At 67.6% G+C, this 23,986-nt stretch carries 25 protein-coding genes; 24 read left to right on the forward strand and 1 reads right to left on the reverse strand.

The features are described 5' to 3' along the window. Nucleotides 1–156: 156 nt before the first annotated feature. The 5 genes from AC3A4T_RS14155 to AC3A4T_RS14175 all read left to right on the forward strand — a co-directional run bounded on the left by AC3A4T_RS14155 (nt 157) and on the right by AC3A4T_RS14175 (nt 6,142). Nucleotides 157–987: a glycine zipper 2TM domain-containing protein gene (locus AC3A4T_RS14155; RefSeq protein ID WP_487624081.1), complete on the forward strand. Its 831-nt coding sequence runs from the start codon at nt 157–159 to the stop codon at nt 985–987. Nucleotides 988–1,172: 185 nt separating this feature from the next. Beyond that, a complete protein-coding gene (locus AC3A4T_RS14160; protein ID WP_487675975.1) occupies nt 1,173–2,336 on the forward strand; it encodes an acyl-CoA dehydrogenase family protein in 1,164 nt (387 codons plus the stop codon). 229 nt (nt 2,337–2,565) lie between these two features. Beyond that, a complete protein-coding gene (locus AC3A4T_RS14165; RefSeq protein ID WP_487676264.1) occupies nt 2,566–3,126 on the forward strand; it encodes a GNAT family N-acetyltransferase in 561 nt (186 codons plus the stop codon). Further along, nucleotides 3,126–3,764 (forward strand): glutathione S-transferase family protein, encoded by a 639-nt coding sequence (locus AC3A4T_RS14170; protein ID WP_487676265.1) that lies wholly within the window; start codon nt 3,126–3,128, stop codon nt 3,762–3,764. Before AC3A4T_RS14165 ends, AC3A4T_RS14170 begins: the two co-directional genes overlap by 1 nt. A gap of 125 nt (nt 3,765–3,889) precedes the next feature. Further along, on the forward strand, nt 3,890–6,142 hold the full coding sequence (locus AC3A4T_RS14175; protein WP_487676266.1) for a thiamine pyrophosphate-dependent enzyme: 2,253 nt from the start codon (nt 3,890–3,892) through the stop codon (nt 6,140–6,142). A 286-nt stretch (nt 6,143–6,428) separates the two neighbouring features. On the opposite strand, the gene ygfZ is transcribed toward AC3A4T_RS14175, so the two are convergent. Beyond that, nucleotides 6,429–7,301 (reverse strand): CAF17-like 4Fe-4S cluster assembly/insertion protein YgfZ, encoded by an 873-nt coding sequence (gene ygfZ / locus AC3A4T_RS14180; protein WP_487675976.1) that lies wholly within the window; start codon nt 7,299–7,301, stop codon nt 6,429–6,431. A gap of 30 nt (nt 7,302–7,331) precedes the next feature. Between ygfZ and AC3A4T_RS14185 the strand changes: the two genes are divergently transcribed. The 19 genes from AC3A4T_RS14185 (at nt 7,332) to AC3A4T_RS14275 (ending at nt 23,808) form a co-directional block, all read left to right on the forward strand. Further along, a complete protein-coding gene (locus tag AC3A4T_RS14185) occupies nt 7,332–7,520 on the forward strand; it encodes a DUF1674 domain-containing protein (protein ID WP_082124256.1) in 189 nt (62 codons plus the stop codon). Between the two features lie 144 nt (nt 7,521–7,664). Next, the gene (sdhC, locus tag AC3A4T_RS14190) at nt 7,665–8,060 is read left to right on the forward strand and encodes a succinate dehydrogenase, cytochrome b556 subunit (protein ID WP_487675977.1); all 396 of its coding nucleotides are present in this window, start codon (nt 7,665–7,667) and stop codon (nt 8,058–8,060) included. Next, on the forward strand, nt 8,057–8,455 hold the full coding sequence (sdhD, locus tag AC3A4T_RS14195; protein WP_487675978.1) for a succinate dehydrogenase, hydrophobic membrane anchor protein: 399 nt from the start codon (nt 8,057–8,059) through the stop codon (nt 8,453–8,455). The genes sdhC and sdhD overlap by 4 nt, the downstream gene beginning before the upstream one ends. 42 nt (nt 8,456–8,497) lie before the next feature. Further along, entirely contained in the window at nt 8,498–10,252 is a 1,755-nt protein-coding gene (gene sdhA, locus AC3A4T_RS14200; RefSeq protein ID WP_487676267.1) for a succinate dehydrogenase flavoprotein subunit, read from the forward strand. Nucleotides 10,253–10,332: 80 nt separating this feature from the next. Continuing rightward, complete coding sequence (locus AC3A4T_RS14205) at nt 10,333–11,121, forward strand: succinate dehydrogenase iron-sulfur subunit (RefSeq protein ID WP_036109593.1); 789 nt, start codon at nt 10,333–10,335, stop codon at nt 11,119–11,121. Nucleotides 11,122–11,239: 118 nt separating this feature from the next. Continuing rightward, entirely contained in the window at nt 11,240–11,581 is a 342-nt protein-coding gene (locus AC3A4T_RS14210) for a hypothetical protein (protein ID WP_487675979.1), read from the forward strand. Nucleotides 11,582–11,722: 141 nt separating this feature from the next. After that, nucleotides 11,723–12,142 carry an MAPEG family protein gene (locus AC3A4T_RS14215; RefSeq protein ID WP_487675980.1) on the forward strand — a complete coding sequence of 140 codons (420 nt, stop codon included), beginning with the start codon at nt 11,723–11,725 and terminating at the stop codon, nt 12,140–12,142. Then, entirely contained in the window at nt 12,142–12,834 is a 693-nt protein-coding gene (locus AC3A4T_RS14220; RefSeq protein ID WP_487675981.1) for a hypothetical protein, read from the forward strand. Before AC3A4T_RS14215 ends, AC3A4T_RS14220 begins: the two co-directional genes overlap by 1 nt. Further along, nucleotides 12,831–13,103: an FAD assembly factor SdhE gene (locus AC3A4T_RS14225; RefSeq protein WP_056108221.1), complete on the forward strand. Its 273-nt coding sequence runs from the start codon at nt 12,831–12,833 to the stop codon at nt 13,101–13,103. Before AC3A4T_RS14220 ends, AC3A4T_RS14225 begins: the two co-directional genes overlap by 4 nt. Then, nucleotides 13,054–13,680, forward strand: a complete 627-nt coding sequence (locus tag AC3A4T_RS14230) for a hypothetical protein (RefSeq protein ID WP_487675982.1) — start codon at nt 13,054–13,056, stop codon at nt 13,678–13,680. The genes AC3A4T_RS14225 and AC3A4T_RS14230 overlap by 50 nt, the downstream gene beginning before the upstream one ends. A 154-nt stretch (nt 13,681–13,834) precedes the next feature. After that, nucleotides 13,835–15,079 (forward strand): lipoprotein-releasing ABC transporter permease subunit, encoded by a 1,245-nt coding sequence (locus AC3A4T_RS14235; protein ID WP_487675983.1) that lies wholly within the window; start codon nt 13,835–13,837, stop codon nt 15,077–15,079. 16 nt (nt 15,080–15,095) lie between these two features. Then, a complete protein-coding gene (locus tag AC3A4T_RS14240) occupies nt 15,096–15,941 on the forward strand; it encodes an ATP-binding cassette domain-containing protein (protein WP_487675984.1) in 846 nt (281 codons plus the stop codon). Nucleotides 15,942–15,943: 2 nt separating this feature from the next. Beyond that, complete coding sequence (locus AC3A4T_RS14245) at nt 15,944–18,328, forward strand: DNA internalization-related competence protein ComEC/Rec2 (protein WP_487675985.1); 2,385 nt, start codon at nt 15,944–15,946, stop codon at nt 18,326–18,328. 27 nt (nt 18,329–18,355) lie between these two features. Beyond that, a complete protein-coding gene (locus AC3A4T_RS14250) occupies nt 18,356–19,021 on the forward strand; it encodes a MotA/TolQ/ExbB proton channel family protein (protein WP_036109612.1) in 666 nt (221 codons plus the stop codon). Between the two features lie 10 nt (nt 19,022–19,031). Then, nucleotides 19,032–19,508 carry an ExbD/TolR family protein gene (locus AC3A4T_RS14255; RefSeq protein WP_487675986.1) on the forward strand — a complete coding sequence of 159 codons (477 nt, stop codon included), beginning with the start codon at nt 19,032–19,034 and terminating at the stop codon, nt 19,506–19,508. Next, nucleotides 19,505–21,259 (forward strand): lipid A export permease/ATP-binding protein MsbA, encoded by a 1,755-nt coding sequence (msbA, locus tag AC3A4T_RS14260; RefSeq protein ID WP_056108205.1) that lies wholly within the window; start codon nt 19,505–19,507, stop codon nt 21,257–21,259. Before AC3A4T_RS14255 ends, msbA begins: the two co-directional genes overlap by 4 nt. Nucleotides 21,260–21,323: 64 nt before the next feature. Further along, nucleotides 21,324–22,367: a tetraacyldisaccharide 4'-kinase gene (gene lpxK, locus AC3A4T_RS14265; RefSeq protein ID WP_487675987.1), complete on the forward strand. Its 1,044-nt coding sequence runs from the start codon at nt 21,324–21,326 to the stop codon at nt 22,365–22,367. A 151-nt stretch (nt 22,368–22,518) separates the two neighbouring features. Further along, nucleotides 22,519–23,325, forward strand: coding sequence for a 3-deoxy-manno-octulosonate cytidylyltransferase (kdsB, locus tag AC3A4T_RS14270; protein ID WP_487675988.1), 807 nt, complete (start codon nt 22,519–22,521; stop codon nt 23,323–23,325). A 3-nt stretch (nt 23,326–23,328) separates the two neighbouring features. Continuing rightward, nucleotides 23,329–23,808, forward strand: coding sequence for a low molecular weight protein-tyrosine-phosphatase (locus AC3A4T_RS14275; protein ID WP_487675989.1), 480 nt, complete (start codon nt 23,329–23,331; stop codon nt 23,806–23,808). The last annotated feature ends 178 nt before the right edge of the window (nt 23,809–23,986 follow it).

Below are 23,986 nucleotides of genomic sequence, written 5' to 3' on the forward strand. Positions count from 1 at the left end.
GACAGATTAGCGAAAATCAATAGGCACCGGTTCAGCATTCCGGTGGTGGAATGGCGGCGTCCACAACGCGGTCCTGCATTGTCCGGCGACGCCTCGTTCGCGGCCGCTGTCAGGACCGAATCATCACCGCGGTGACCCCGCTGCAGGAGGCTCCAAATGAACAAGAACTTGATTGCAGTCGCGATTGCGTCGCTGCTGGTAGGCGGCGTGGCCGTCGCCGCGTTCCAGAGCTTCCGCGGCAACGATGCCGCCAACGCGCAGGCCGGTCTGGCCCCGAACGCGCAGTTGCCGATCAACGGCGTCACCGCCGAGGGCGACAACATCGCCGCGAACGGCGCGATCAACGCCCCGGCGCCGCAGCTCGATTACGCCGACGTGGTCAACGTCAAGCCGATCAACCAGAAAGAAAAGCTCTACGCGACCGTGATCGGTACAGATCCGGTGCGCGAGACCAATACCGTGTCGACCCCGCGCGAAGTCTGTAACGACGTGGTCGTGCAGGAACGCCTGCCCGAGCGCGACGGCAACGTCGGCGGCACCGTCGCCGGCGCGGTCATCGGCGGCTTGCTGGGTAACCAGGTCGGCGGCGGCAACGGCAAAAAGGCCGCGACCGCGGCCGGCGCCGTGGCCGGCGGCTTCATCGGCAACCGGGTCGACCGCAATCATGTCGGCGGCCGGGTCGTGAACCGCACCGAGCGCCAGTGCCACACCGTCTCCGACAGCTCGCAGTCTTCGCGCGTGGTCGCTTACAACGTCACCTTCCGCAATCCGGACGGCACCACCGGCACCATGCGCACCGAGACCAAGCCGGGCAGCCGCATCGCCCTGGGCAACGAGAACAAGGTGGTCGGCTACGACGTGACCTATCGCTATCAGGGTCAGGAACAGACCATCCGCATGGATGAGCGTCCGGCTCAGCGCCTGCCGGTCATCGACGGTCAGGTCGTGACCCAGACCGCGACCGCCTCGGTGCCCAGCCGCGGCTGATCGTCGCCCGACATGCAGTTCCCGAACGGGGCCGGATCATCCGGCCCCGTTCTTTTTTGCGCGCGCCATGGCGCGAATGCGGGAAACTTGCGTAATGCGACGGGCCGGTCCGATTGGGCTACTCCGGCCCGGCGCGACCATTACAATGGCGGTCTTTCTGCCCCACAGGTCTCCCAAAGCCCGCCATGGCCCTGAATCCCTACGATCTGTTCGACGTCCGTTCCCTGCTCAGCGAAGAGGAGCGCGCTGTACAGGACACCGTGGCGCGCTTCACCGACGAGCGCGTGATCCCGATCATCGGCGATGCCTTCGATCAGGGCCGTTTCCCCAAGGAACTGGTGCCCGAGATCGCCGAACTGGGCCTGCTGGGCTCCTCGCTGCCTGAGAAGTACGGCTGCGCCGGCCTCAACGCGGTCAGCTACGGCCTGATCTGCCAGGAACTCGAGCGCGGCGACAGCGGCATCCGCAGCTTCGTCAGCGTGCAGTCTTCGCTGTGCATGTACCCGATCTTCGCTTACGGCAGCGAAGAGCAGCGCGAGCGCTGGCTGCCGGGCATGGCCAAGGGCCAGATCATCGGCTGCTTCGGCCTGACCGAGCCGCACGGCGGCTCCGATCCGGCCAACATGAAGACCAACGCCAAGAAGGACGGCGGTGATTGGGTCCTCAACGGCTCCAAGATGTGGATCACCAACGGCAACCTGGCCGACATCGCGATCGTCTGGGCGCAGACCGAGGACGGCATCCAGGGCTTCGTGGTCGAGAAGGGCATGCCCGGTTTCGCCGCGCAGGAAATCAAGCACAAGATGAGCCTGCGCGCGTCGGTGACCTCGTCGCTGTTCTTCGACAACGTGCGCGTGCCCGAAGCCAACCGCCTGCCGAACGTGAAAGGCCTCAAGGGCCCGCTGGGCTGCCTGACCCAGGCGCGTTACGGCATCACCTGGGGCCCGATCGGCGCGGCCATCGCCTGCCTCGACGAAGTGCTGGGTTACACCAAGGAACGCATCCTGTTCGATCGTCCGGTCGCGGCGACCCAGTCGGCGCAGATCAAGATGGCCGAGATGGCGCGCCGGATCACCCTGGCGCAGATGCTGGTGGTGCAGCTCGGTCGCCTGAAGGACGCCGGCACCATGCAGCCGACCCAGGTGTCGCTGGCGAAGTGGAACAACTGCCGCATGGCCATCGACATCGCGCGCGAATGCCGCGATCTGCTCGGCGGCGCCGGCATCACCACCGAGCATGCGGCAATCCGGCATGCGCTGAATCTGGAATCGGTGATCACGTACGAAGGCACCGAGACGATTCACCAGTTGGTGGTCGGACGCGAGTTGACGGGAATCAACGCTTTTTAATTTTGCTGCCGCAGGCAGCGCGATATCCCTTCTCCCGCTTGCGGGAGAAGGTGGCCCGAAGGGCCGGATGAGGGCGCGCGGCAAGTGGCGACTTGCGCAATCAGCGCAACTCGCGCCCCTCACCCCAACCCCTCTCAGCTCTGCACTTCCTTCGGTCGCCGCAAGCGGGAGAGGGGCTTTCAGAAGCGGAGAGGGGACTTCGAATGCGCAGCAGGAGTACGCGACCGTGATGACGATCCCCGACATCCAGTTGGAAACCCCGCGCCTGATCCTGCGCCCGCCGCGCCTGGAGGATTTCGACGCCTGGGCCGAATTCATGGCCGACGCCGAGCATGTGCGCTACATCGGTGGCGCGCAGCCGCGGTTGTTGGCCTGGCGCGCGATGATGTCGGTGATCGGCTCGTGGGCGGTGCAGGGCTTCGCGTTCTTCTCGGTGATCGAAAAGAGCAGCGGCCGCTGGATCGGCCGGCTCGGCCCCTGGTACCCCGAAGGCTGGCCCGGCGCCGAAGTCGGCTGGGGCATCGCCGCGTCGGAAAACGGCAAGGGCTATGCGAGCGAGGGCTCGGCCGCGGCCATCGAATGGGTGTTCGAGCACCTGGGCTGGCGCGAGATCATCCACATCATCGATGCGGACAACCTGGGCTCCAAGGCCGTCGCCGCCAAGCTCGGTTCGCGTTACCTGCGTCAAGGGCGTTTCCTGCCGGAACCTCACAGCGACAAGGAAATCGAGGTCTGGGGCCAGACGGTCGAACAATGGCGCGCGCGGCGCAAGGCCGGAGCCTCGGCGTGATCACCGTGCATGGCTTTTCCCCGTCGGGCAATTGCCACAAGCTGCGCCTGCTGCTGGAGCAGTTGGGCGAGCGCTACCGCTGGGTCGAAGTCGACAGCAGCCAGGGCCAGACCCGTACGCCGCAGTTTCTCGCCCTCAATCCCAACGGCAAGGTGCCGGTGGTCGAGTTCGACGACGGCCGCACGCTCAGCGAATCCAACGCGATCTTGTATTACCTCGCCGACGGCAGCGAGTTCATGCCCACCGACCTGTGGCGGCGCGCGCAGGCGCTGAGCTGGATGAACTTCGAGCAGTACAGCCACGAACCCTGCATCGCGGTGGCGCGTTTCATCGCCGGCTGGACCGAGCTGGATTCGCCGCGCCGCGCCGAACTGCCGCGCTTGCGCGAACGCGGCCATCAAGCCCTGGCGGTGATGCAGCGGCATCTGCACGACCATCCGTGGTTCACCGGCGAACGCTACGGCATCGCCGATATCGCGCTGTTCGCTTACACCGACGTGGCCGAACACGGCGGCATCGGTTTGTCTTCCTATCCGGCGGTGCAGGCCTGGCTGGCGCGCGTGCGCGCGACACCGGGTTTCGTCGCTTTGCCCGAGCCGGATGCGCAGGCCGCGCAGCGGATCGCCCTCACCTCCTGATCTTTCCTACCGATGAGCCGACCCGCGAGCGGGCGGCGGAGCTTGCAATGTCAGCGCAACCGCAGTCTTCGATTTTCAGCAGCGTGCCCAACTTCAATCCCGTCGCGAGCCCGATTCCGGCGCGCATGAAGGGCCTCAACCGGGCCGAGATCTGCGACGTCAATTTCGTCGAGTTCGTGCAGGCCTGGAACGGTCGCGCCGATGCGCGTCCCGCTGCCGACGAGGCCATCCTCGACGGCAGCGCGCTGGACGCGCGCGGCTTTCGCGAGCTGTTCGAATCGCAGTTGATCAGCCGTCATCTCGATCTGATGGCGCGCGTGCTGCGGGTGCAGAACAAGGTCTTCTACACCATCGGTTCCAGCGGTCACGAAGGCAATGCGATGGTCGCGCGGCTCGCGCGCCACACCGATCCGGCGTTTCTGCACTATCGCAGCGGCGGCTTCATGGCCGAGCGTTTCCGCAAGCTGCCCGGGATGGACCCGGTGATGGATTCGGCGCTGTCGTTCGCGGCCAGCAAGGACGACCCGGCCTCGGGCGGGCGCCACAAGGTCTGGGGCAGCAAGCCATTGTGGGTGCTGCCGCAGACCTCGACCATCGCCTCGCATCTGCCCAAGGCGCTCGGCACCGCCGTCGCCATCGAAACCGGCCGGCGCCTGGGGCATGGCTTGCCGATCCCCGACGACAGCATCGCGATCTGTTCGTTCGGCGACGCCTCGGCCAATCACGCCACCGCGCAGACCGCGTTCAACGCCGCGGCCTGGACCGCGTACCAGAAGCTGCCGGCGCCGGTGTTGTTCGTGTGCGAGGACAACGGCATCGGCATCTCGGTGAAAACCCCGGGCGGCTGGATCGGCAATCGTTTCCGCAGCATGGACGGGCTGGATTATTTCGCCGCCGACGGCCTCGACCTGGCCAGCGGCTACGGCGACGTGAAGCGCGCGGTCGAACATTGCCGCCGCACCCGTCGTCCGACTTTCCTGCATTTGCGCACCACCCGCATCATGGGTCATGCCGGCACCGATTTCGAAATCGAATGGCGCTCGGTCGAAGAGCTGTGCGCGGTCGAGGCCAGCGATCCGTTGCTGCGTTCGGCGGCGATCGCGCTGGAGTCGGGGCTGATGTCGAAGGCCGACGTGCTCGATCTGTATGAAGCAACGCGCAAGCGCTGCTTCGCCGCGGCCGAGGAGGCCGATCGCCGGCCGAAGCTCGACGATCTGGCTGAAGTGATCGCGCCGCTGGCGCCGTACACGCCGGCGGCGGTCGCGAAGGAAGCCGCGCGCGCCGATTTCGCCGAGCGTCGTCTGGAGGTGTTCGGCGGCGAAGCCAAACTGCCGGAGAACCAGCCGCCGCGGCACCTGGCGATCCAGATCAACAACGCGCTGCACGACATCTTCGCCAAATACCCCGAGACGCTGTTGTTCGGCGAAGACGTCGCCCAGAAGGGCGGCGTGTACACGGTGACCAAGGGCTTGCAGAAAGCCTTCGGCCCGCGCCGTGTGTTCAACACTTTGCTCGACGAAACCATGATTCTCGGCATGGCCCAGGGCTTCGCCAATGTCGGCCTGCTGCCGATTCCGGAAATCCAGTACCTGGCGTATTTCCACAATGCCTGCGACCAGATTCGCGGCGAAGCGGCGTCGCTGCAGTTCTTCAGCAACAACCAGTACCGCAATCCGATGGTGGTGCGCATCGCCGGGCTGGGCTATCAGCGCGGCTTCGGCGGGCATTTCCACAACGACAACTCGATCACCGCGCTGCGCGATATCCCCGGCCTGGTGGTCGGTTGTCCCTCGCGCGGCGACGACGCGGCGACGATGCTGCGCACGCTGACCGCGTTGGCCAAGGTCGACGGCCGGGTGGCGGTGTTGCTGGAGCCGATCGCGCTGTACATGACCAAGGATCTGTACGAAGCGGGCGACGGTCGTTGGCTGACCCAGTATCCGTCGCCCGATCAGGCGATGACCTTGGGCGAGGGGCGCGCGTATCTGCCCGAAACTGGCGGTGATGGCGACGATCTGGTCATCTTCACCTATGGCAACGGCGTCCCGATGAGCCTGCGCGCGGCGCGGCAGATCGAACAGTCGCTTGGCTGGAAAGCCCGGGTGATCGACCTGCGCTGGCTGGTGCCGCTCAACGACGCCTATATCGCGCAGCAGGCCAGCAACGCCAAGCGCATCATCGTGGTCGACGAAGGTCGGCGCAGCGCCGGGGTGGGTGAGGGCGTGATCACCGCATTGGCCGAAGCCGGATTCGGCGGCGTGCCGATGCAGCGCGTGGTCGGCGTCGATACCTACACGCCGTTGGCCGGCGCGGCGTTTCTGGTGATTCCGGGTGAAGAGGATATCGTGCGCGCAGCAGATTTGTTGGCGAAAGGCTGAGTCGGACGCGAGCCGGCTGGGCTGCGTGTAGGAGCTGCGTGAGCTGCGACCGCGTAGCTTCCAGATCGCTTCGTCGCCATTCGTGGTGTCGCGGTCGCGGCTTACGCCGCTCCTACAGTCGGGAATGATGCTTCGGATGCTCGCTGTAGGAGCTGCGTGAGCTGCGACCGCGTAGTGTCCGGATCGCTTCGTCGCGGTTCGTGGTGTCGCGGTCGCGGCTCACGCCGCTCCTACAGTCGGGAGTGGTGCTTCGGTCGCTCCCGCACGATGCGCGGCGCAACGAGGTTCAGCGCGCCAACCCATCCAGCAGCGGCGTTTCCACCACCGCATGTCCGTCGATGCTCGCCGCCGTCTCGCCGCGGTCCAGCGGCAGCACCGCCAGCGCGAGGTGGGTCGCGCCGTGATCCGCGCTCGCGGCGACCGTGCCCAGCACCGCCGCGTCGCCGCGCACCTCCGCGCCCGCGGCGATCGCCGCCGGACTTTCGAACAGGGCCAGGCCGCGCTTGGCCTTGCCCAGGAAATGGGTGCGCGCGACGATTTCCTGGCCCGGGTAGCAGCCCTTCTTGACGCTGAAGGCGCGCAGCCGCTCCAGCGAAAGCTGCTGCGGCGTCCATTGCTCGGCCTGACTCGCCGGCAGACGCGGCAGACCATGGCGCAGATCGGTCTGCGCCCACAGCGCCACCGCGGCGGCGTTTTCGGCCGCGGCCGGGCCGGCGTGGATGCGCAGGCTGCGCGGCGATTCCGCGCTGCTCAGGTCCAATTCGAGCCCGGAGGCCTCGTCGCCGCCGATCGCCGCGTCGCGCGCCGACGTCGGCGCGGCGAACCGTCCCTCGATCACGAGGTCTTCACGCAGCCCGATCGCGACCTTGCTGCGAAACACGAATCGCTTCAAGGATTCGGCAAAGGCGGCCGCGTCGGCGTCCGGCACGAGCAGCCAGATTCGCTGCTCAGACAGGCGCAGCAAGGCGAACAGCGCGATCACCCGGCCCTTGGGCGTCAGCCAGCCGTTCCATTGCCAATGGCCGTCGGCCAGCGCCTTGACCTCGTTCATGAACTGCGAATGGGCAAAAGCGGCCGCGTCGCGGCCTTCCAGGGCGATCAGTTGTTGACCGGACAGGGCGAATGCTTGTCCGTACAAGGCTTGCGGGTTGTCAGGCATGGGGGGCGGGACTTAATATTTAACGCTGTGATGATAGGCGAAACCACCCCGGAAGCACGTTCGGACCTCGCGTCCGAGAACCCGGCGACTCCCGTTACCGAAACGGGAGGCCATTCGCCTTCCGCCAAGGACGCTCCGAAAGAGCACGGTGGTCGCGAGGGTCTCGAACCGACCCGCTACGGCGATTGGGAAAAGAACGGCCGCTGCATCGACTTCTAGTCCGGCTTGCATGATGTGTCTGGTATGAGCGTGTCGTGCATGAGTGTCTAGATCCGATCCCCGGTCCCGCTTTTCAACACCCCACCCAGCGCTCCCACGCTTCCCGCCACGCGGCGCCGCCGCCCAGCCGAGATTGCCACGCTAATGGCGAACCGCGAACGACCCAAGTCACCGCATCTGCAGGTGTATCGCTGGCAGATACAGATGGTGACCTCGATCCTGCACCGGACCACCGGTGTCATCCTTTCCGTCGGCGCCTTGCTGATCGCCTGGGCGCTGCTCGCCCTGGCGGCCGGTCCGCAGGCCTGGGCGAGTTTCACCGCCTGCGCCCGCTCGCCGCTTGGCTTCCTGATCCTGTTCGGCTGGACCTGGGCGTTCGCCTATCACCTGATCAACGGCATCCGCCATCTGGTCCAGGACGCGGGCTACGCCTACAAGGTCGATACTTTTGTGCGCAACGGCTGGATCAGCGTCATCGGCAGCCTGGTGCTGACCGCGCTGATCTGGATCGTGGCGATGATGTCGCGAGGTGGCGCATGAGCACGGCCAACAACAAGAACCTGCGCAACCCGCTCAAGACCGCGCGCGGCCTGGGCTCGGCGAAGGACGGCACCCATCACTTCATCGTCCAGCGCGTCACCGCGATCGCGCTGATCGGCCTGACCCTGTACGTGCTCGGCCTGATCGTGTCGTGGATCGGCGGCGACTACGCCAGCGTGCGCGCCTCGGTGCATAACCCCTGCAACGCCGTGCTGCTCAGCGCGTTCGTGATCGCGATGTTCTGGCACGCCAAGCTCGGCCTGCAGGTGATCATCGAGGATTACGTGCATGCCCCGGGCCTGGCGGCCGCCTCGCAGATCGCCGTCGTTTTCGTTTGCGTACTCGCGGCCCTGGCCAGCGTGCTCGCCATCATCCGCATCGCGTTGGGAGCCTGAGTCGTGGCCTCTGCCTACAAGATTCAAGAACACAAGTTCGACATGATCGTGGTCGGCGCCGGCGGCGCCGGTCTGCGCGCCACCTTCGGTCTGGCCCAGAAGGGCCTGAAGACCGCCTGCATCACCAAGGTGTTCCCGACCCGTTCGCACACCGTCGCAGCGCAAGGCGGCATCTCCGCCGCGCTCGGCAACATGGGCGAGGACGACTGGCGTTACCACTTCTTCGACACCGTCAAGGGTTCGGACTGGCTGGGCGACCAGGACGCGATCGAGTACATGTGCAAGGAGGCCATCCCGGCCATCATCGAACTCGAACATCAGGGCGTGCCGTTCTCGCGCACCGACGAGGGCAAGATCTATCAGCGCCCGTTCGGCGGCATGACCACCAAGTACGGCGAAGGCCCGCCGGCGCAGCGCACCTGCGCCGCCGCCGACCGCACCGGTCACGCCATCCTGCACACGCTGTACCAGCAGTCGCTGGCGCACGACGCGCAGTTCTTCATCGAATACTTCGCCCTCGACCTGATCATGGACGAGACCGGTGCCTGCCGCGGCGTGCTCGCGCTCGACATGGCCGAGGGCACGCTGCACCTGTTCCGCGCCCAGGGCACGGTGCTGGCGACCGGCGGCTACGGCCGCGCCTATTTCTCCGCGACCTCGGCCCACACCTGCACCGGCGACGGCGGCGGCATGGCGCTGCGCGCCGGGCTCGGTCTGCAGGACATGGAGTTCGTGCAGTTCCACCCGACCGGCATCTACGGCGCCGGCTGCCTGATCACCGAAGGCGTGCGAGGCGAGGGCGGCATCCTGCGCAACAGCAACGGCGAACGCTTCATGGAGCGCTACGCGCCGAGCGTGAAGGACCTCGCGCCGCGCGACATGGTCAGCCGTTCGATGACCATCGAAATCCGCGAAGGCCGCGGCGTCGGCGAGCACAAGGACCACATCCTGCTCGACCTGACCCACCTCGGCCCGGAAGTGATCCACGAAAAACTCCCCGGCATCGCCGAGTCGGCGCGCATCTTCGCCAACGTCGACGTCGAGAAGGAGCCGATCCCGGTGATCCCGACCGTGCACTACAACATGGGCGGCATTCCGACCAACTACCACGGCGAAGTCGTGCAGTTGAAGGACGGCAATCCGGACGCGGTGGTCGAAGGCCTGTACGCGATCGGCGAAGCGGCCTGCGTGTCGGTGCACGGCGCCAACCGCCTGGGTTCGAACTCGCTGCTCGATCTGGTCGTGTTCGGTCGCGCGGTGGCCAACCGCTGCGCCGAGACGATCAAGCCGGGCGGCCCGCACGCCAAGTTGCCGGCCGACGCCTGCGACGCGGCGCTCGCGCGCCTGGACAAGCTGCGCAACGCCAGCGGCAGCACCCCGACTTCGGTCATCCGCGACAAGATGCAGCGCACCATGCAGGCCGACGCGGCGGTGTTCCGCACCGGCGAAACGCTGAGCGACGGCGTGCGCAAGATGCGCGAGATCCACGCGCTGTTCGCCGACGTCAAGGTCAGCGACCGCTCGCTGATCTGGAACTCGGACCTGATCGAGACCTACGAGCTGTCGAACCTGCTGAGCCAGGCGCTGGCGACGATCGTCTCGGCCGAGAACCGCACCGAGTCGCGGGGCGCGCATGCGCGCGAGGACTTCCCCACGCGCAACGACGACGAGTGGCAGAAGCACACCCTGTGCTATGTCGACGAGAAGGGCACCACCAGCATCGACTACCGGCCGGTGCACAACTACACCCTGACCGACGACGTGGCCTACGTGCCGCCCAAAGAACGCAAGTACTGATCTTTCGATCGCGGCGCGCGGCCTGTCGCGCGCCGGCAACGACCCCACTTCAGTACGACGCAAGCCGAGAGATCGCCAGCATGGCTGAATTCGCCCTACCCAAGAACTCCCAGATCCAGAAGGGCCGCCATTGGCCGACCCCGGGCGCCAAGCAGCCGCGCACCTTCAAGGTCTACCGCTGGAACCCCGACGACGGCATGAACCCGCGCGTGGACACCTACGAGGTGGATCTCGCCGCTTGCGGTCCGATGGTTCTCGACGCGCTGATCAAGATCAAGAACGAGATCGATCCGACCCTGACCTTCCGCCGCTCCTGCCGCGAAGGCATCTGCGGCTCGTGCGCGATGAACATCGACGGCACCAACACCCTGGCGTGCACGCGCGCGATCGCCGATTGCGGCGACGCCAAGAACGACGTGCCGGTGTATCCGCTGCCGAGCATGCAGGTGGTCAAGGATCTGGTTCCCGATCTGACCCACTTCTATGCCCAGTACGCCTCGATCAAGCCGTGGCTGCGCACCCAGAGCGCGACCCCGTCCGATCGCGAGCGCCTGCAGTCGCCGGAAGACCGCAAGAAGCTCGACGGCCTGTACGAATGCATCCTGTGCGCGTGCTGCTCGACCAGCTGCCCGAGCTATTGGTGGAACGGCGACCGTTACCTCGGCCCGGCGATCCTGCTGCAGGCCTACCGCTGGATCATCGATTCGCGCGATGAAGACACCGGCGCGCGCCTGGACGATCTGGAAGACCCGTTCAAGCTGTATCGCTGCCACACCATCATGAACTGCGCCCGCACCTGCCCGAAGGGTTTGAACCCGGCGCAGGCGATCGGCGAGATCAAGAAGCTGATGCTGGCGCGCCGGGTCTGATCCGGACTTCGCGTCGTGGCCGCGGCCCCCGGCGTGGGGCCTTCGGCCGGCGAGCGAGCATCGGTGCTTGGCGCAGTGCGGATCGATTGCGTTGCCACGGAGAGGTGAGACCGGTCGCATGAACAAGAAATCGCTGTTGCTCGTGCTGGCTGGTCTGCTTGTGTTCGTGGCCGGCGCTTGGCTGAAATTCTCCGACGGACCGGGCGATGTGGACATCGCGGTGGTCGAAAAATGCCGCGCGGAAATGGACAAGCGCAACGCCGATGCGACCATGCGCGACAAGTGCGAGGAAGCCGCGTTCGCGCATATGATCACCGCGACCGATGCGGCCAGCGCGGCGCGCGCGATCAGCGCCGCGAACGAGAACGAAATCGGCGGCAACGGCCTGGCGATGTTCCTGCTCGGCCTCGGCGCCGCGTTGACGGTCGGCGGTGTGCTGGTGGGGCGCCGGCGCGGCTGAGCCCGCGGCGGCCGGCACGCACGGGGTTCGCCGACGAATACCGCAACGCAGTGCGATACCGCCGACACCGCGATCCGCGGTGTCGTACAGGCAGTCGAACCGCCGCGCGAGCGCGCGGCCCGCTCAGGAGCGAGGCGATCGATGGAGTCGAAGGCGATTTTCCTTCCCGCACTGGCGATGGTTGCGTTGACCCTGGTCGTGTGGCTGCGCATGTATGTCGTCCGCATCGGTCAGATGCGCCGCGACCGCATCCATCCGCAGGCGGTGGCGACCTCGGCCCAGGTCAGCGCGCGGCTGACCCAGAGCAGCGCGGCCGATAATTTCCGCAATCTGTTCGAACTGCCGGTGTTGTTCTATCTGGGCCTGACGGTGGCTGCGTTCGCCCAACTGGCCGATACGCTGACGCTCGGCCTGGCCTGGCTGTTCGTGATCACGCGCATCGTCCACAGCGCGATCCAGTGCGGCTACAACAAGGTCATGCACCGTTTCTTCGCTTATGCCAGCGGCGCGTTCGCGCTGTGGGCGCTGTGGATACGACTTGGAATAGGACTGCTCGCATGATGAGTTTGCTTCGAGATTCGCTTCGGCCGTCGTTGTCGCTTCGCGTCTGCGGCGCATTGGCGGTGCTGGTGTTGGCCGCCAGCGCGAATGCGCGCCCGGCCGAAGAGGCCGCGCCCGCCGCGCCGACCGCGGCCGATAAGGCCACCGTGGCGCAGGCAAGCAGCCTGCTCGACACGATGGGCTTCGAGAACGTGCTGCGGCAGATGATGGTGCTGGTCAACGATCAGACCCTGCCGGAAGAACCGCGCGAGGACGGCGACAAGGCCCTGTTGCAGCGCTGGATGGCGGCGACCAAGCTGCAGCCGGTCGCGGCGCAGACCGCGCAACGCCTGGCCGAGCAGACCAGCGCCGCGCAGCTCGACGAAGCCCTGCGCTATTTCCGCAGCCCGGCCGGCCAGACCGAGCTGAGCTGCGTGCGCGATTCCGCCGCTACCCCGGCGGTGTCGGCCTGCATCGAACAGCGCGGCGGCGAGGCGCAGTTGCAGGCGCATCGGGCCTTCGCCGACAGCGACATCGAGAACACGATCGGCGACGTGCTCGGCGATTCGTTCGGCCCCGAGCTGTTCGCCGCCGCGTCCGCGGCGCTGGACGGCGATGCCGCGCTCAAGCGCGACGTGGCGCGGTACTGCAAGCGCCGTCCCACCGGCTTGTGCGCGATGGTCGGTGCCGCGCCGGCCGAGAGCGGCTCATGAGCGAACAACTCTCGGCCGAGCAACGCGACGAAATCGAACTGCGCCGCCTGCGCTGGCGCTGCCGGCGCGGCATGCGCGAACTCGATCAACTGCTGGGCCGTTACCTGGACCGCGAATGGAAGCAGGCTTCCGAATCGCAGCGCGGGGTTTTCCTACGGCTGCTGGAAACCGAGGACGATAAGCTCTGGCACTGGTTCATGGGCCACGAGACCTCCGGCGATGCGCAGCTTCAGCAACTGGTTGAGTCGATTCGCCAACTGCCGCCTTGAGCGGCAGTTGGTGCGCGGTCGCGGCCTTGAGGAGCAGTTGCAGGAGCGTAGTGGTCTTGAGCGGAAAGCGCACGATGTCGGTTTCGAGCGGTCGGGATCGACAACATCGGGCGGCAGCGCGATTCAACCGAAACCGAGCGAGTCCTTCCGCGGCCACGCCATGGCCGATTGCGAACTGCAATGGCGACCGTCGCGCTGGCTTGCGCTGGCATTGATCGTATTGGGCCTGCTCGGCGGCGTTTCCGTGTGGGCGTCCGAACTGCCGCGGTCGCTGTCCCTGCCGATCGCCGCGCTCGCGCTGCTCTGGGCGATCGCGAGCGCCCGCCGGGAATTGCGGCTACCGGCGCGTTCCTTGGTGATCCGCGGAGGGCGCGCCACGCTGGCCGGCCAGGCGATCGCGGACCTGCGTCCGCACTGGCGCGGTTGGCTGGCCCGGCTCGATTTCACCGGTCCGGACGGCCGCCGGCAGCGGCTGCTGTGGTGGCCCGACACCCTGGACGCGGCCGCTCGCCGTGAACTGCGGCTGGCCGTCGCGGTCACAGCCCCTGCGCGCGATACGCGTTCGGTGGCAACATGAGCCGGGATTTGGGAGTCGGGATTCGGGATTCGCACAGCGAGAATCGCAGCGAATCGGCCACCGTCACCGACCCGAAGCCGTCCGGCCTCCTCAGAGACAGATACCCGCAATGAACCCAATCCCGAATCCCGAATCCCGAGTCCCGGCTGCATAAATGTTCAAACCCATTTCAGTCGCCATCGGCCTGCGCTATCTGCGCGCCAAACGGCGCAACGGCTTCATCTCCTTCATCTCGCTCGCCTCGATCGGCGGCATCGCCCTGGGCGTGACCGCGCTGATCACGACCCTGGCGGTCATGAGCGGGTTCCAGCGCGAGATCCGCGACCGCATGCTGCAGATGGCCGCGCATGCCACGGTCAGCGCCTACGGCGAACCGATGACCGAGTGGCGGGTCGCGGTCGACAAGGCCATGGCCGATCCGCGCGTGGCCGGCGCCGCGCCCTACGTCGACAAGGAAGCGCTGCTGTCGGCCACCCGCCAGCAGCCGGCGATCGTGCGCGGCGTCGATCCGGTCGAAGACCACAAGGTCTCGGTGCTCGCCGACAAGATGGTCGAGGGCAAGCTGGACTCGCTGACACCGGGCAGTTTCAACATCGTGCTCGGCAAGGAACTCGCGCTGTGGATGGGCGCGCAGGTCGGCGACAGCGTGGTGGTGATGACCGCCGACGGCCGCAGCACGCCGATGGGCGCGATGCCGCAACTCAAGCGCTTCACCGTCAGCGGCATCTTCGAAGCCGGCTACAACGAATTCGACAAGGGCCTGGCGGTGGTCAACATCCGCGACATGCAGCGGGTGTTGCGCATGGGCGACGGCGTGACCGGCGTGCGGCTGCGATTGCACGACATGGATCAGGCCTGGAACGTGGCGCGCGATCTGGCGCTGAGCCTCGGCGGCCCGTACCGGGTCACCGACTGGAGCAGCGACAACGCCAACATGTTCCGCGCGCTGAAGATGGAAAAAGTGGTGATGGCGGTGCTGCTGTCGCTGATCATCGCGATGGGCGCGTTCAACCTGGTGTCCTCGCAGGTGATGCTGGTCACCGACAAGCAGGCCGACATCGCGATCCAACGCACGCTTGGCCTGACTCCGATGAGCGTGATGGCGGTGTTCGTCGTACAGGGCACCTTGATCGGCATCATCGGCACCGTGCTCGGCGTCGTCGGCGGCATTACCCTGACCTTGAACCTGGAGCACATCCTCAAGGCCATCGAGACCGTGCTTGGCGTGCAACTGCTGCCCGAGGACGTTTACTACATCACCGGCCTGCCGACCGACCTGCGCAGCAGCGACGTGATCGTCATCGCCTGCGTGGCGTTGGCGATGGCGTTCCTGGCCACCATCTATCCCGCCTGGCGCGCCGCGCGTACGGCTCCGGCGGAGGCGTTGCGTTATGAGTGAGGTTCGCGAATCTAAGATGGAACAACGCAATCCGGCCGGCCATGGCGCGGACGACGTGGTGCTCAGCTGCACCGGCCTGACCATGACCTATTCGGAAGGCAAGCTGCGCACGCCGGTGTTCGACGGGCTCGACTTCTCGGTCAAGCGCGGCGAGACCGTCGCGATCCTCGGCGCTTCGGGCGCCGGCAAGAGCACCTTGCTGCACTTGCTGGGCGGTCTGGACACGCCGACCAAGGGCGAGGTCTATGTCGATGGCCATCGCATGAGCGCGCTGTCGAACCGGGCGCGCGGCATCGTGCGCAACAAGTCGTTGGGCTTCGTCTATCAGTTTCACCACCTGCTGCCAGAATTCACCGCGTTGGAAAACGTGATGCTGCCGATCCTGCTGAGCGGACGCTCGATGCAGCCCCGGCGAATACTCGGCGCAAGCAGCGTGGCCTTCGGCCTGGCCGCATTCGTCCTGGTGGATCTGCCGCTGGCGATATTGCATTCGGTGGTCGATGAGTTTCAGGCGCCGTCCGTGGCGCAGGCGCGCGAGCGCGCGACCGTGTTGCTGGAATCGGTCGGACTGGGGCATCGACTGCACCACAAGCCCGGCGAATTGTCCGGCGGCGAGCGCCAGCGCGCCGCGGTGGCGCGCGCGCTGATCAATCGCCCGGCCTGCGTGCTCGGCGACGAGCCCACCGGCAACCTCGACGAAAAAACCGCCGCGACCGTGTTCGAGCTGATGCTCGCGCTCAATCGCGAGCAGGGCACCAGCCTGGTGCTGGTGACCCACGACCGCCGCCTCGCGCGGCGCCTGGACCGCGTGCTGGAATTGCACGAGGGCAAACTGCGGCAACTGGACGCCGCCGAGGTGTAGACATGCTCGACGCGGCAAGGACGCCGCCCTTCGGAAAACTCATCGCGATCGCATTGTTGGCCGGCATCGGTGCCGGTCTGGCCTTGCCGCGTGCGTGTCCGTGGGGACTTTCGTTACCGATTCTGATTCTGGCCGCGCTGATGTGGTGGCGCTCGCCGCGTTGGCGCGCGTTCGCCGCGGTCGGGTTCGGCTTCGCCCTGGTCAGTCTGCACGCGGCTTATGCGCTCAGCCTGCAACTGCCGCCGGACTGGGAAAAGCGCGACGTCGCGGTGACCGGCCGCATCGTCGAACTGCCGCTGCACGAGCCGCGCCGCACCCGCTTCGAATTCCGCGTCGACGACGATGCCGCGCAACCGGCGCCGCTGCGCGGGCGTCTGCTACGGCTGGCCTGGTACGACGAACGCATCGAACCGCGACAGGTGCTCGCCGCCGGCCAGCGTTGGCGATTCGTGGCACGCGTGCGCGCGCCGCGCGGCTTGCGCAACCCGGGCGGTCCCGATGCGGAAAAATACGCGCTGATGCAGCGGCTCAGCGCGACCGGTTACCTGCGTGATCCGCAGCACGCGCGACGCCTGGCCGAAGCCCGCGGCCTGCAGGCCTGGCGCGAATCGATCAGCAATCGCATCGCCGCGCGAGTGAATTCGGATGCATCGCGCTTCGTGCGCGCGCTCGCGCTGGGCGACACGCGCGCGCTCGGCGAACGCGACTGGAGCGTGCTGCGCGCGAACGGGTTGACCCATCTGATCGCGATTTCTGGGTTTCATGTCGGGCTGGTGGCGGGGTTTTTCGCCTTGTTCGTGCGCGGGTTGTGGTGGTTGTGGCCGGGGTTCGGGAGGCGGGTGCCGGCAGCGGTTTCGGCTTCGGTGGCGGCGATGCTTGGCGGCTTGCTGTATGCGGCTTCGGTTGGCTTCGCCCTGCCGACCGTGCGCACCTGGCTGATGATCGCGGTGATCGCCGGGTTGCGTCTGTCGCGGCGTCCTTTCCATGCTTTCGACGCGCTGGCGCTGGCCGCGATCGCGGTCTTGCTCGCCGATCCATTGGCGGTGCTCGGGGCCGGTTTCTGGCTGAGCTTTCTGGGCGTGGCCTGGTTGCTGTGGTGCCTGCCCGATCAGGCCGATAGCCGCGGTTGGCGCGAACGGCTGCGCGCGTTCGTGTCGGCCCAGGGCGTCGCTAGCCTGGGGTTGCTGCCGCTGAGCGTGCTGCTGTTCGGCCAGGCCTCGTTGGCGGGACCGTTCGCGAACCTGATCGCGGTGCCGTGGTGGAGCCTGCTGGTGGTGCCGCTGGCGCTGATCGGCACCGGGCTGGAGGCGCTGCATGCTGGCACTGGCGAATTCGCATGGCGCTGGGCCGCGGCCTGTTTCGAGCCGGGCTGGCCGTGGTTCGAAGCGCTGGCCGACAGCGGCCTGGCCTTGTGGTGGCTGCCCGAAGCGCGCTGGTTCGCCTTGCCGCTGGCCTTGCTGGGTGCGTTCTGGCTGCTGCTGCCGCGCGGCGTGCCGGGCAAGGCGCAGGCGGTGCTGCTGTGGCTGCCGTTGCTGTGGCCGGATCGCCATCTGCCCGCGCATGGCGAGGCCGAACTGGTGGTGGTCGACGTGGGGCAGGGGCTGTCGGTGCTGGTGCGTACCGCGAATCACGCGATGCTGTTCGACGCCGGTCCGGCGGTGCGCGACGGCTTCGATGCCGGCGAACGCGCGGTGGTGCCGGCCTTGCATGCCCTGGGCGTGCGCAGGCTCGACCGCGCGGTCGCCAGCCATGCCGACAACGACCATGCCGGTGGCCTGGCGGCGGTGTTGCGGGCGTTCCCGGCGGGCGAGGTGTCGGCGCCGCCGGAGGTCGAGGGCGAGGCGTTGCAACACATCGCGACCCGGCCCTGCGAGGCCGGGCGCAGTTGGACCTGGGACGGCGTGCGCCTGCGCTGGCTGCATCCGCCGCGGCATTTCCCTTATCTCGGCAACGAATCGAGCTGCGTGCTGCGGATCGACAGCCGCCATGGTTCGGCGCTGCTGACCGGCGACATCGGCGAGGTGATCGAACGCGACCTGGTCCGCCGCGCCGCGGTTTCGCCCGAGGACGATCTGCGCGCCGACGTAGTGCTGGTGGCCCATCACGGCAGCGGCGGTTCGTCCGATCCGGCCTTCGTCCAGGCCACCGGCGCCCGCCATGCGCTGGTCTCCAGCGGCCACGGCAACCGCTTCGGCCATCCGCGCGCGGACGTGCTCGAACGCTGGGCCCGCGCCGGCGCGCAAACCCGCGACACCGCCGCCGATGGCGCGTTGCGGGTCGGCCTGCGCACCGGCGGCACCACGGTCGAAACGCGACGTCAGGCACACCCGCGTCTGTGGGATGCGACCCGGCGCACGGACCCTGGGCTATCCTATCGGCCGGATTGAAGTCGGCCACAGGCCGGAGGTTCGCGAGTGCTGGAACTGGTCAAGGCCGGCGGTTGGCCGATGATTCCGTTGTTGATCCTGTCGGCGCTGGCGCTGGCGATCATCATCGAGCGGCTGTGGACCCTGCGCCGGCGCGCCGTATTGCCGCCGCAGCTGGGCCAGGAAGTGCGGGCCTGGGCGGCGACCGGAAAGCTCGACCCGGCGCACATCGAGTCGCTGCGCGCGACCGCGCCGCTGGGCGCGTTGCTGGCCGCCGCGCTGGACGTGCGCAATCGCCCGCGCGAGGAAATCCGCGAACGCATCGAGGACGTGGGCCGGCATCTGGTCCACCGCATGGAGCGTTACCTGAACACGCTCGGCACCATCGCCGCCGCGGGGCCCTTGCTGGGCCTGTTCGGCACCGTGGTCGGCATGATCCAGATGTTCATGGTCATCAACGACCACGGCATCGGCGACGTCAACCAGCTCGCCGGCGGTATCGGCAAGGCGCTGGTGTGCACCGCGACCGGCATGATCGTGGCGATTCCGGCGCTGATGGCGCACCGCTGGTTCCGCGGCCGCATCTCCGAATACATCGTCGCGATGGAGCATGAGGCCATCGCCTTGATCGACGTGTTGACCCCGGGCACCGCCGAAGCGCGCCAGGCCGAAGCGGCGCGCGCGCCGGTGCGGCTGGCCGGTCAGGCCGGCTGAGGCGCGCTCGATGCGTATCCGCGACCATCGCGCCGACGATGAGCCCGAGATCAACCTGGTTCCGTTGATCGACGTGATCCTGGTGTTGATCATCTTCTTCGTGGTCACCGCGACCTTCGACGCGCGCTCGGTGCTCAAGCTCGAGTTGCCGCGCGCCACCGGCGAACCGTCCGGGGATGCGAGCAAGGTGCTGATCGTGCTGGTGAATGCCGAGGGCCGTTACTTTGTCGGCGACCGTGAGGTGCTGCGCGACGATCTGGAATCGCTCAAGGCCACCATCGCCGAAGTCGCTGGCAGCGATCGCGACCGCAGCGTGATGCTGCGCGCCGATGCGCGTACGCCGTATCAGGCCGTGGTCACCGTCTACGACGCGCTCGGCCAGTTGGGCTTCCGCAAGATCATGAGCGCGACCGCGCCGCCGCAGAACACCGGCGGCGCCGCTGACGCCAGCGGCAACGCCAAGCCCGCGGCGGGGCCGGCGCGGTGACCGCGAGCGCAACCGCGTCGCCCTGGCAGACCTACCGCCGGTTGCTCCGATTCGCGCTGCCGTACCGGCCCCTGCTGTGGCTGGCGTTGATCGGCATGCTGATCGAAGCGGCCGCCGGCGCCGGTTTCACCAAGTTGATGGAACCGGTCATCAACCAGACTTTCATCGCCAAGAACGAGCGCATCGCGATCTGGCTGCCGCTGACCATCGTCGGCCTGTTCGTGATGCGCGGCCTCGCCGGCTATGTCACCGATTACTACATGGCCAAGTCCGGGCGCGGCGTGGCGCGCGATTTGCGCGTGCAGGTGCTCGGCAAGTACCTGCGTTTGCCCGGCGCGCGCTTCGACACCGAGCCGGTGCCGTCGATGCTGGTGCGGCTGGGCTCGGACAGCGACCAGGTCGCGCAGGCATCGGTTGACGCGCTCAAGGTCATGGTCCAGCAATCGACCCAGGCCCTGGGCCTGCTCGCGGTGATGATCTGGACCAGTTGGCAGGTCACCCTCGCGGTGCTGGTGGTGGCGCCGCCGCTGGCCTGGGTCATGGACAAGGTCGGCCGCCGTTATCGGCGCATCAGCCATCGCATCCAGGAAAGCGGCGCGCAGTTGCTGCTGGCCGCCGACCAGACCTTGTCCAACCAGCAGGAAGTGAAGGTCTACGGCGCGCAGCAGTCCGAACTCGCCCGTTACGGCGCGATCGCCGATCACTACCTCAAGCTCAGCCTCAAGGTCGAATCCACCCGCAGCATCGCCTCGGCGATGGTGCAGTTGATGGGATCGATCGGTCTGGCGGTGCTGCTGTTCGTGGCCGGCTACGAAGCGTTCAACGGGCGCTTGAGCGCCGGTGGTTTCGTCGCGCTGATGATGGCGATGATGGCGATGATCCCGAACCTGCGTCAGCTCACCAACGTGCAGAACATGCTCCAGCGCGGCGTCGCTTCGGCCGAGCGATTGTTCGAAGTGTTAGACGCGGTCGAGGAACCAGACACCGGCACGCGCGAACTCGCGCGCAGCCAGGGCCTGATCGAATTCCGCGACGTCACCGCGCGCTATCCGGGGCAGGCCTCGCCGGCCTTGTCGAACATCAGTTTCACCGCGCGGCCCGGCACGGTGACCGCGATCATCGGCCGTTCCGGCAGCGGCAAGTCGACCCTGATCAAGCTGATTCCGCGTTTCTACGATCCCGAGTCCGGGCAGATCCTGCTCGATGGTCATCCGCTCGAAGAGTACAAACTGCTCGACCTGCGCCGCCAGATCGCCCTGGTCGGCCAGCAGGTGATGCTGTTCGACGGCACCGTCGCGGCCAACGTCGCTTACGGCGAAATGCAGCAGGCCGATGCCGCCGCGCTCGACAGCGCGGTGCGCGGCGCCAACGCGGCCGAGTTCATCGAACGCCTGCCCGAAGGCGTCGACACCTCGATCGGGGCCAAGGGTGGCAAGCTCTCCGGTGGCCAGCGCCAGCGCCTGGCGATCGCGCGCGCGATGCTCAAAGACGCGCCGATCCTGATTCTCGACGAAGCCACCGCGGCGCTGGATACCGAATCCGAGCGCCTGGTGCAGGACGCGCTTGAGCGATTGATGCCCGACCGCACCACCTTGGTGATCGCGCATCGCCTGTCGACCATCGAACACGCCGATCAGGTGCTGGTGCTGGATCAGGGCCGCATCGTCGAACGCGGTTCGCATGCCGAACTGCTGGCGCAGGGCGGCCTGTACGCGCACCTGCACCGCATGCAGTTCCGGGACGCCGAGTGAGCGTTCCGATGCGCATGCTCGCAATCGCAGCGATGCATGGCCCGCACGGTCGCGGGAGCGCGCGATGAGCGGCGCCTCCGATCGCCGCGGCGGCGTGCCGGCGTACTGGTACGACGACAGCGCGGTGCCGATGTATGCGCGCCTGCTCTCGGGCGTGTACGCCGCGGTCACTTCGTTCCGCCGCGCGCTGTACCGCAAGGGCCTCAAGCGCCGCCGCCATCCCGGCGTGCCGGTGATCGTGGTCGGCAACATCACCGTCGGCGGCGCCGGCAAGACGCCGTTGACCATCGCCCTGGTGCAGCGGCTCAAACAAGAAGGCTGGACCCCCGGCGTCGCCAGCCGCGGCTACGGCCGCGACGACATCGCCACGCCGCTGTGGGTCGATCGCGATACCGATCCGCGCGTCGGCGGCGACGAACCGGTGTTGATTGCGCGCCGCACCGGGGTCAAGCTGCGCGCCGACCGCGATCGCGCCGCCGCGGCCAAGGCGCTGGCCGAGGCCGGCTGCGACATCGTCATCTGCGACGACGGCCTGCAGCATTACCGGCTGGCTCGCGACATCGAGATCGAAGTGGTCGACGGCCGCCGCCGTTACGGCAACGGCCAGTTGCTGCCGGCCGGTCCGCTGCGCGAGCCGCCCGAGCGCGCCGCCGATTGCGATTTCCGCGTGGTCAACATGCCGCAGGCCGCCTCCGGCGATCCCGCCGCGAGCGCCGGTTTCGGCGAATGGCCGATGCGTCTGGTCGCCGATCAGGCGTTGCCGCTGGTCGGCGCGCGCGCGCTCAAGCTCGAGGCCTTCGTCGGCCAGCGCGTGCACGCGGTCGCCGGCATCGGCGACCCCGAACGTTATTTCGCCATGCTGCGCGGCCTCGGCATCGCGATCGTGCCGCACGCGTTTCCCGATCATCACCGCTACACCCAGGCCGACTTCGGCTTCGGCAGCAAATTGCCGGTGCTGATGACCGAGAAGGACGCGGTCAAGATTCCGTTGAGCGGCGAGGGCGCGTTCGCCTCGGAGTCGTATTACAGCGTGCCGGTGCGCGCGGAGTTGCCGGAAGCGTTCTGGGTGTCGTTGCTGGATAAATTGCAGGCGTTTGCCAAGCGCTGAGTCGTCGCGTCGCAGTCGCGGCTTGCGCGATCCGCAATCTCCCCTTGTAGGAGCGGCGTAAGCCGCGACCACGAATCCACGACCACCGCGCAAACCATCGTCCTCACCGCCGCCGCATCCGCATCCGCCTCACCTGTTTCGGAGCCAACCCATGAGCCAGGATTTCGTCGCCGCCATCCCCGCCCGCTACGCCGCCTCGCGCCTGCCCGGCAAGCCCCTGCGCGACATCGGCGGCGAACCGCTGGTGCTGCACGTCGCGCGCCGCGCGCTCGCGGCCGGCGCGCGCGAGGTCTGGGTCGCGGCCGACGACGAGCGCATCGCCCAGGCGCTCAAGGACAGCGGCGTGCAGGTCGCGATGACCTCGCCCGACCACGCCTCCGGCACCGACCGCCTGGCCGAGTGCGCCGACATCGCGGGCTGGCGCGACGACACCGTGGTGGTGAATCTGCAGGGCGACGAACCGTTCGCGCCGGCCGCCGGCATCGTCGCCACCGCGCAGACTCTGCGCGACAGCGGCGCGGAGATGTCGACCCTGGCCGTGCCGATTACCGAGGTCGAGGTGTTGTTCGATCCGAACGCGGTCAAGCTGGTACGCGCCGGCAACGGCGATGCGCTGTATTTCAGCCGCGCGCCGATTCCGTGGCCGCGCGACGCCTTCGCCAAGGATCGCGAGCGCATGCCCGGCGGCGACGAATGGCTGCGGCATATCGGCATCTACGGCTACCGCGCCGGGTTCCTGCGCAAGTTCGCCAAGCTGCGTCCGGGCCGGCTGGAACAGATCGAATCGCTGGAACAACTGCGCGTGCTCGAGGCGGGTTATCGCATCGCGGTCGGGATCACGCCCGAACCGTTCCCGCCCGGCGTCGACACGCCCGAGGACCTGATTCGCGCCGAAGCGTATCTGGCGCAGACGCGCCAGGGCGAAGCGAACGCGCCGGCGAGCGGCGAGGGCGCCTGAGCCGTGCGCCTGCTTGTGGTCTGCCTGGGCAACATCTGTCGCTCGCCGGTCGCCGAAGGCGTGCTGCGCGCGCGCATCGAGGCGTCATCGCTGGTCGGTCGGATCGAACTCGATTCGGCCGGCACCGGCGACTGGCACGTCGGCGATCCGCCGGACCGTCGCGCGATCGCGAATGCGGCCGAACACGGCGTGGATATTTCCGGCTTGCGCGCGCGTCAGTTGGCCGCGTCGGATTACCAGAATTTCGATTGGCTGCTGTGCGCCGACAAGGCCAACCTGCGCGACGTGCGCGCACGCGCGCCGAAGGGCGCCCGCGCGCGCAGCGCCTTGCTGCTGGACTGGTGCAACACCGTCACCGACGGCGAGGTGCCCGATCCCTACACCGGCGGACCTGCCCAGTTCGAGCATGTGTTCCAGTTGTTGGATAGAGCCGCGGATGGGGCGATCGCGCGCTTGCGCGAGGAGCTGGGACTGCGCGGGTAGGGCGTGGCCGGATCGCCGCGCAAATCGGCACCCGACTGTAGAAGCTGCGCAAGCTGCGACCGCGACATCACAGCTACGACGCAAGTTTCGGCGCAATCGGACACAGCGCGGTCGCGGCTCGCGCCGCTCCTACAGGGGGCTGCCATGCAACACCGCCCCCTGATCGCCGCGCAAATCG

This window comes from Lysobacter sp. Soil_N_51 (assembly GCF_057655755.1).

What these genes read in the sequence shown, in the direction of transcription:
- AC3A4T_RS14175 (WP_487676266.1), top strand. Translation starts at nt 3,890, where the DNA reads ATGAAGGGCCTCAACCGGGCCGAGATCTGCGACGTCAATTTCGTCGAG.
- sdhA (WP_487676267.1), top strand. Translation starts at nt 8,498, where the DNA reads ATGATCGTGGTCGGCGCCGGCGGCGCCGGTCTGCGCGCCACCTTCGGT.
- AC3A4T_RS14230 (WP_487675982.1), top strand. Translation starts at nt 13,054, where the DNA reads ATGCGCAGCTTCAGCAACTGGTTGAGTCGATTCGCCAACTGCCGCCTT.
- AC3A4T_RS14240 (WP_487675984.1), top strand. Translation starts at nt 15,096, where the DNA reads ATGGAACAACGCAATCCGGCCGGCCATGGCGCGGACGACGTGGTGCTC.
- AC3A4T_RS14215 (WP_487675980.1), top strand. Translation starts at nt 11,723, where the DNA reads ATGGAGTCGAAGGCGATTTTCCTTCCCGCACTGGCGATGGTTGCGTTG.
- AC3A4T_RS14165 (WP_487676264.1), top strand. Translation starts at nt 2,566, where the DNA reads ATGACGATCCCCGACATCCAGTTGGAAACCCCGCGCCTGATCCTGCGC.
- lpxK (WP_487675987.1), top strand. Translation starts at nt 21,324, where the DNA reads ATGAGCGGCGCCTCCGATCGCCGCGGCGGCGTGCCGGCGTACTGGTAC.
- AC3A4T_RS14220 (WP_487675981.1), top strand. Translation starts at nt 12,142, where the DNA reads ATGAGTTTGCTTCGAGATTCGCTTCGGCCGTCGTTGTCGCTTCGCGTC.
- AC3A4T_RS14210 (WP_487675979.1), top strand. Translation starts at nt 11,240, where the DNA reads ATGAACAAGAAATCGCTGTTGCTCGTGCTGGCTGGTCTGCTTGTGTTC.
- AC3A4T_RS14245 (WP_487675985.1), top strand. Translation starts at nt 15,944, where the DNA reads ATGCTCGACGCGGCAAGGACGCCGCCCTTCGGAAAACTCATCGCGATC.
- kdsB (WP_487675988.1), top strand. Translation starts at nt 22,519, where the DNA reads ATGAGCCAGGATTTCGTCGCCGCCATCCCCGCCCGCTACGCCGCCTCG.
- AC3A4T_RS14225 (WP_056108221.1), top strand. Translation starts at nt 12,831, where the DNA reads ATGAGCGAACAACTCTCGGCCGAGCAACGCGACGAAATCGAACTGCGC.
- AC3A4T_RS14185 (WP_082124256.1), top strand. Translation starts at nt 7,332, where the DNA reads ATGATAGGCGAAACCACCCCGGAAGCACGTTCGGACCTCGCGTCCGAG.
- sdhC (WP_487675977.1), top strand. Translation starts at nt 7,665, where the DNA reads ATGGCGAACCGCGAACGACCCAAGTCACCGCATCTGCAGGTGTATCGC.
- AC3A4T_RS14205 (WP_036109593.1), top strand. Translation starts at nt 10,333, where the DNA reads ATGGCTGAATTCGCCCTACCCAAGAACTCCCAGATCCAGAAGGGCCGC.
- sdhD (WP_487675978.1), top strand. Translation starts at nt 8,057, where the DNA reads ATGAGCACGGCCAACAACAAGAACCTGCGCAACCCGCTCAAGACCGCG.
- ygfZ (WP_487675976.1), bottom strand. Translation starts at nt 7,301, where the DNA reads ATGCCTGACAACCCGCAAGCCTTGTACGGACAAGCATTCGCCCTGTCC.
- AC3A4T_RS14235 (WP_487675983.1), top strand. Translation starts at nt 13,835, where the DNA reads ATGTTCAAACCCATTTCAGTCGCCATCGGCCTGCGCTATCTGCGCGCC.
- AC3A4T_RS14155 (WP_487624081.1), top strand. Translation starts at nt 157, where the DNA reads ATGAACAAGAACTTGATTGCAGTCGCGATTGCGTCGCTGCTGGTAGGC.
- AC3A4T_RS14160 (WP_487675975.1), top strand. Translation starts at nt 1,173, where the DNA reads ATGGCCCTGAATCCCTACGATCTGTTCGACGTCCGTTCCCTGCTCAGC.
- AC3A4T_RS14255 (WP_487675986.1), top strand. Translation starts at nt 19,032, where the DNA reads ATGCGTATCCGCGACCATCGCGCCGACGATGAGCCCGAGATCAACCTG.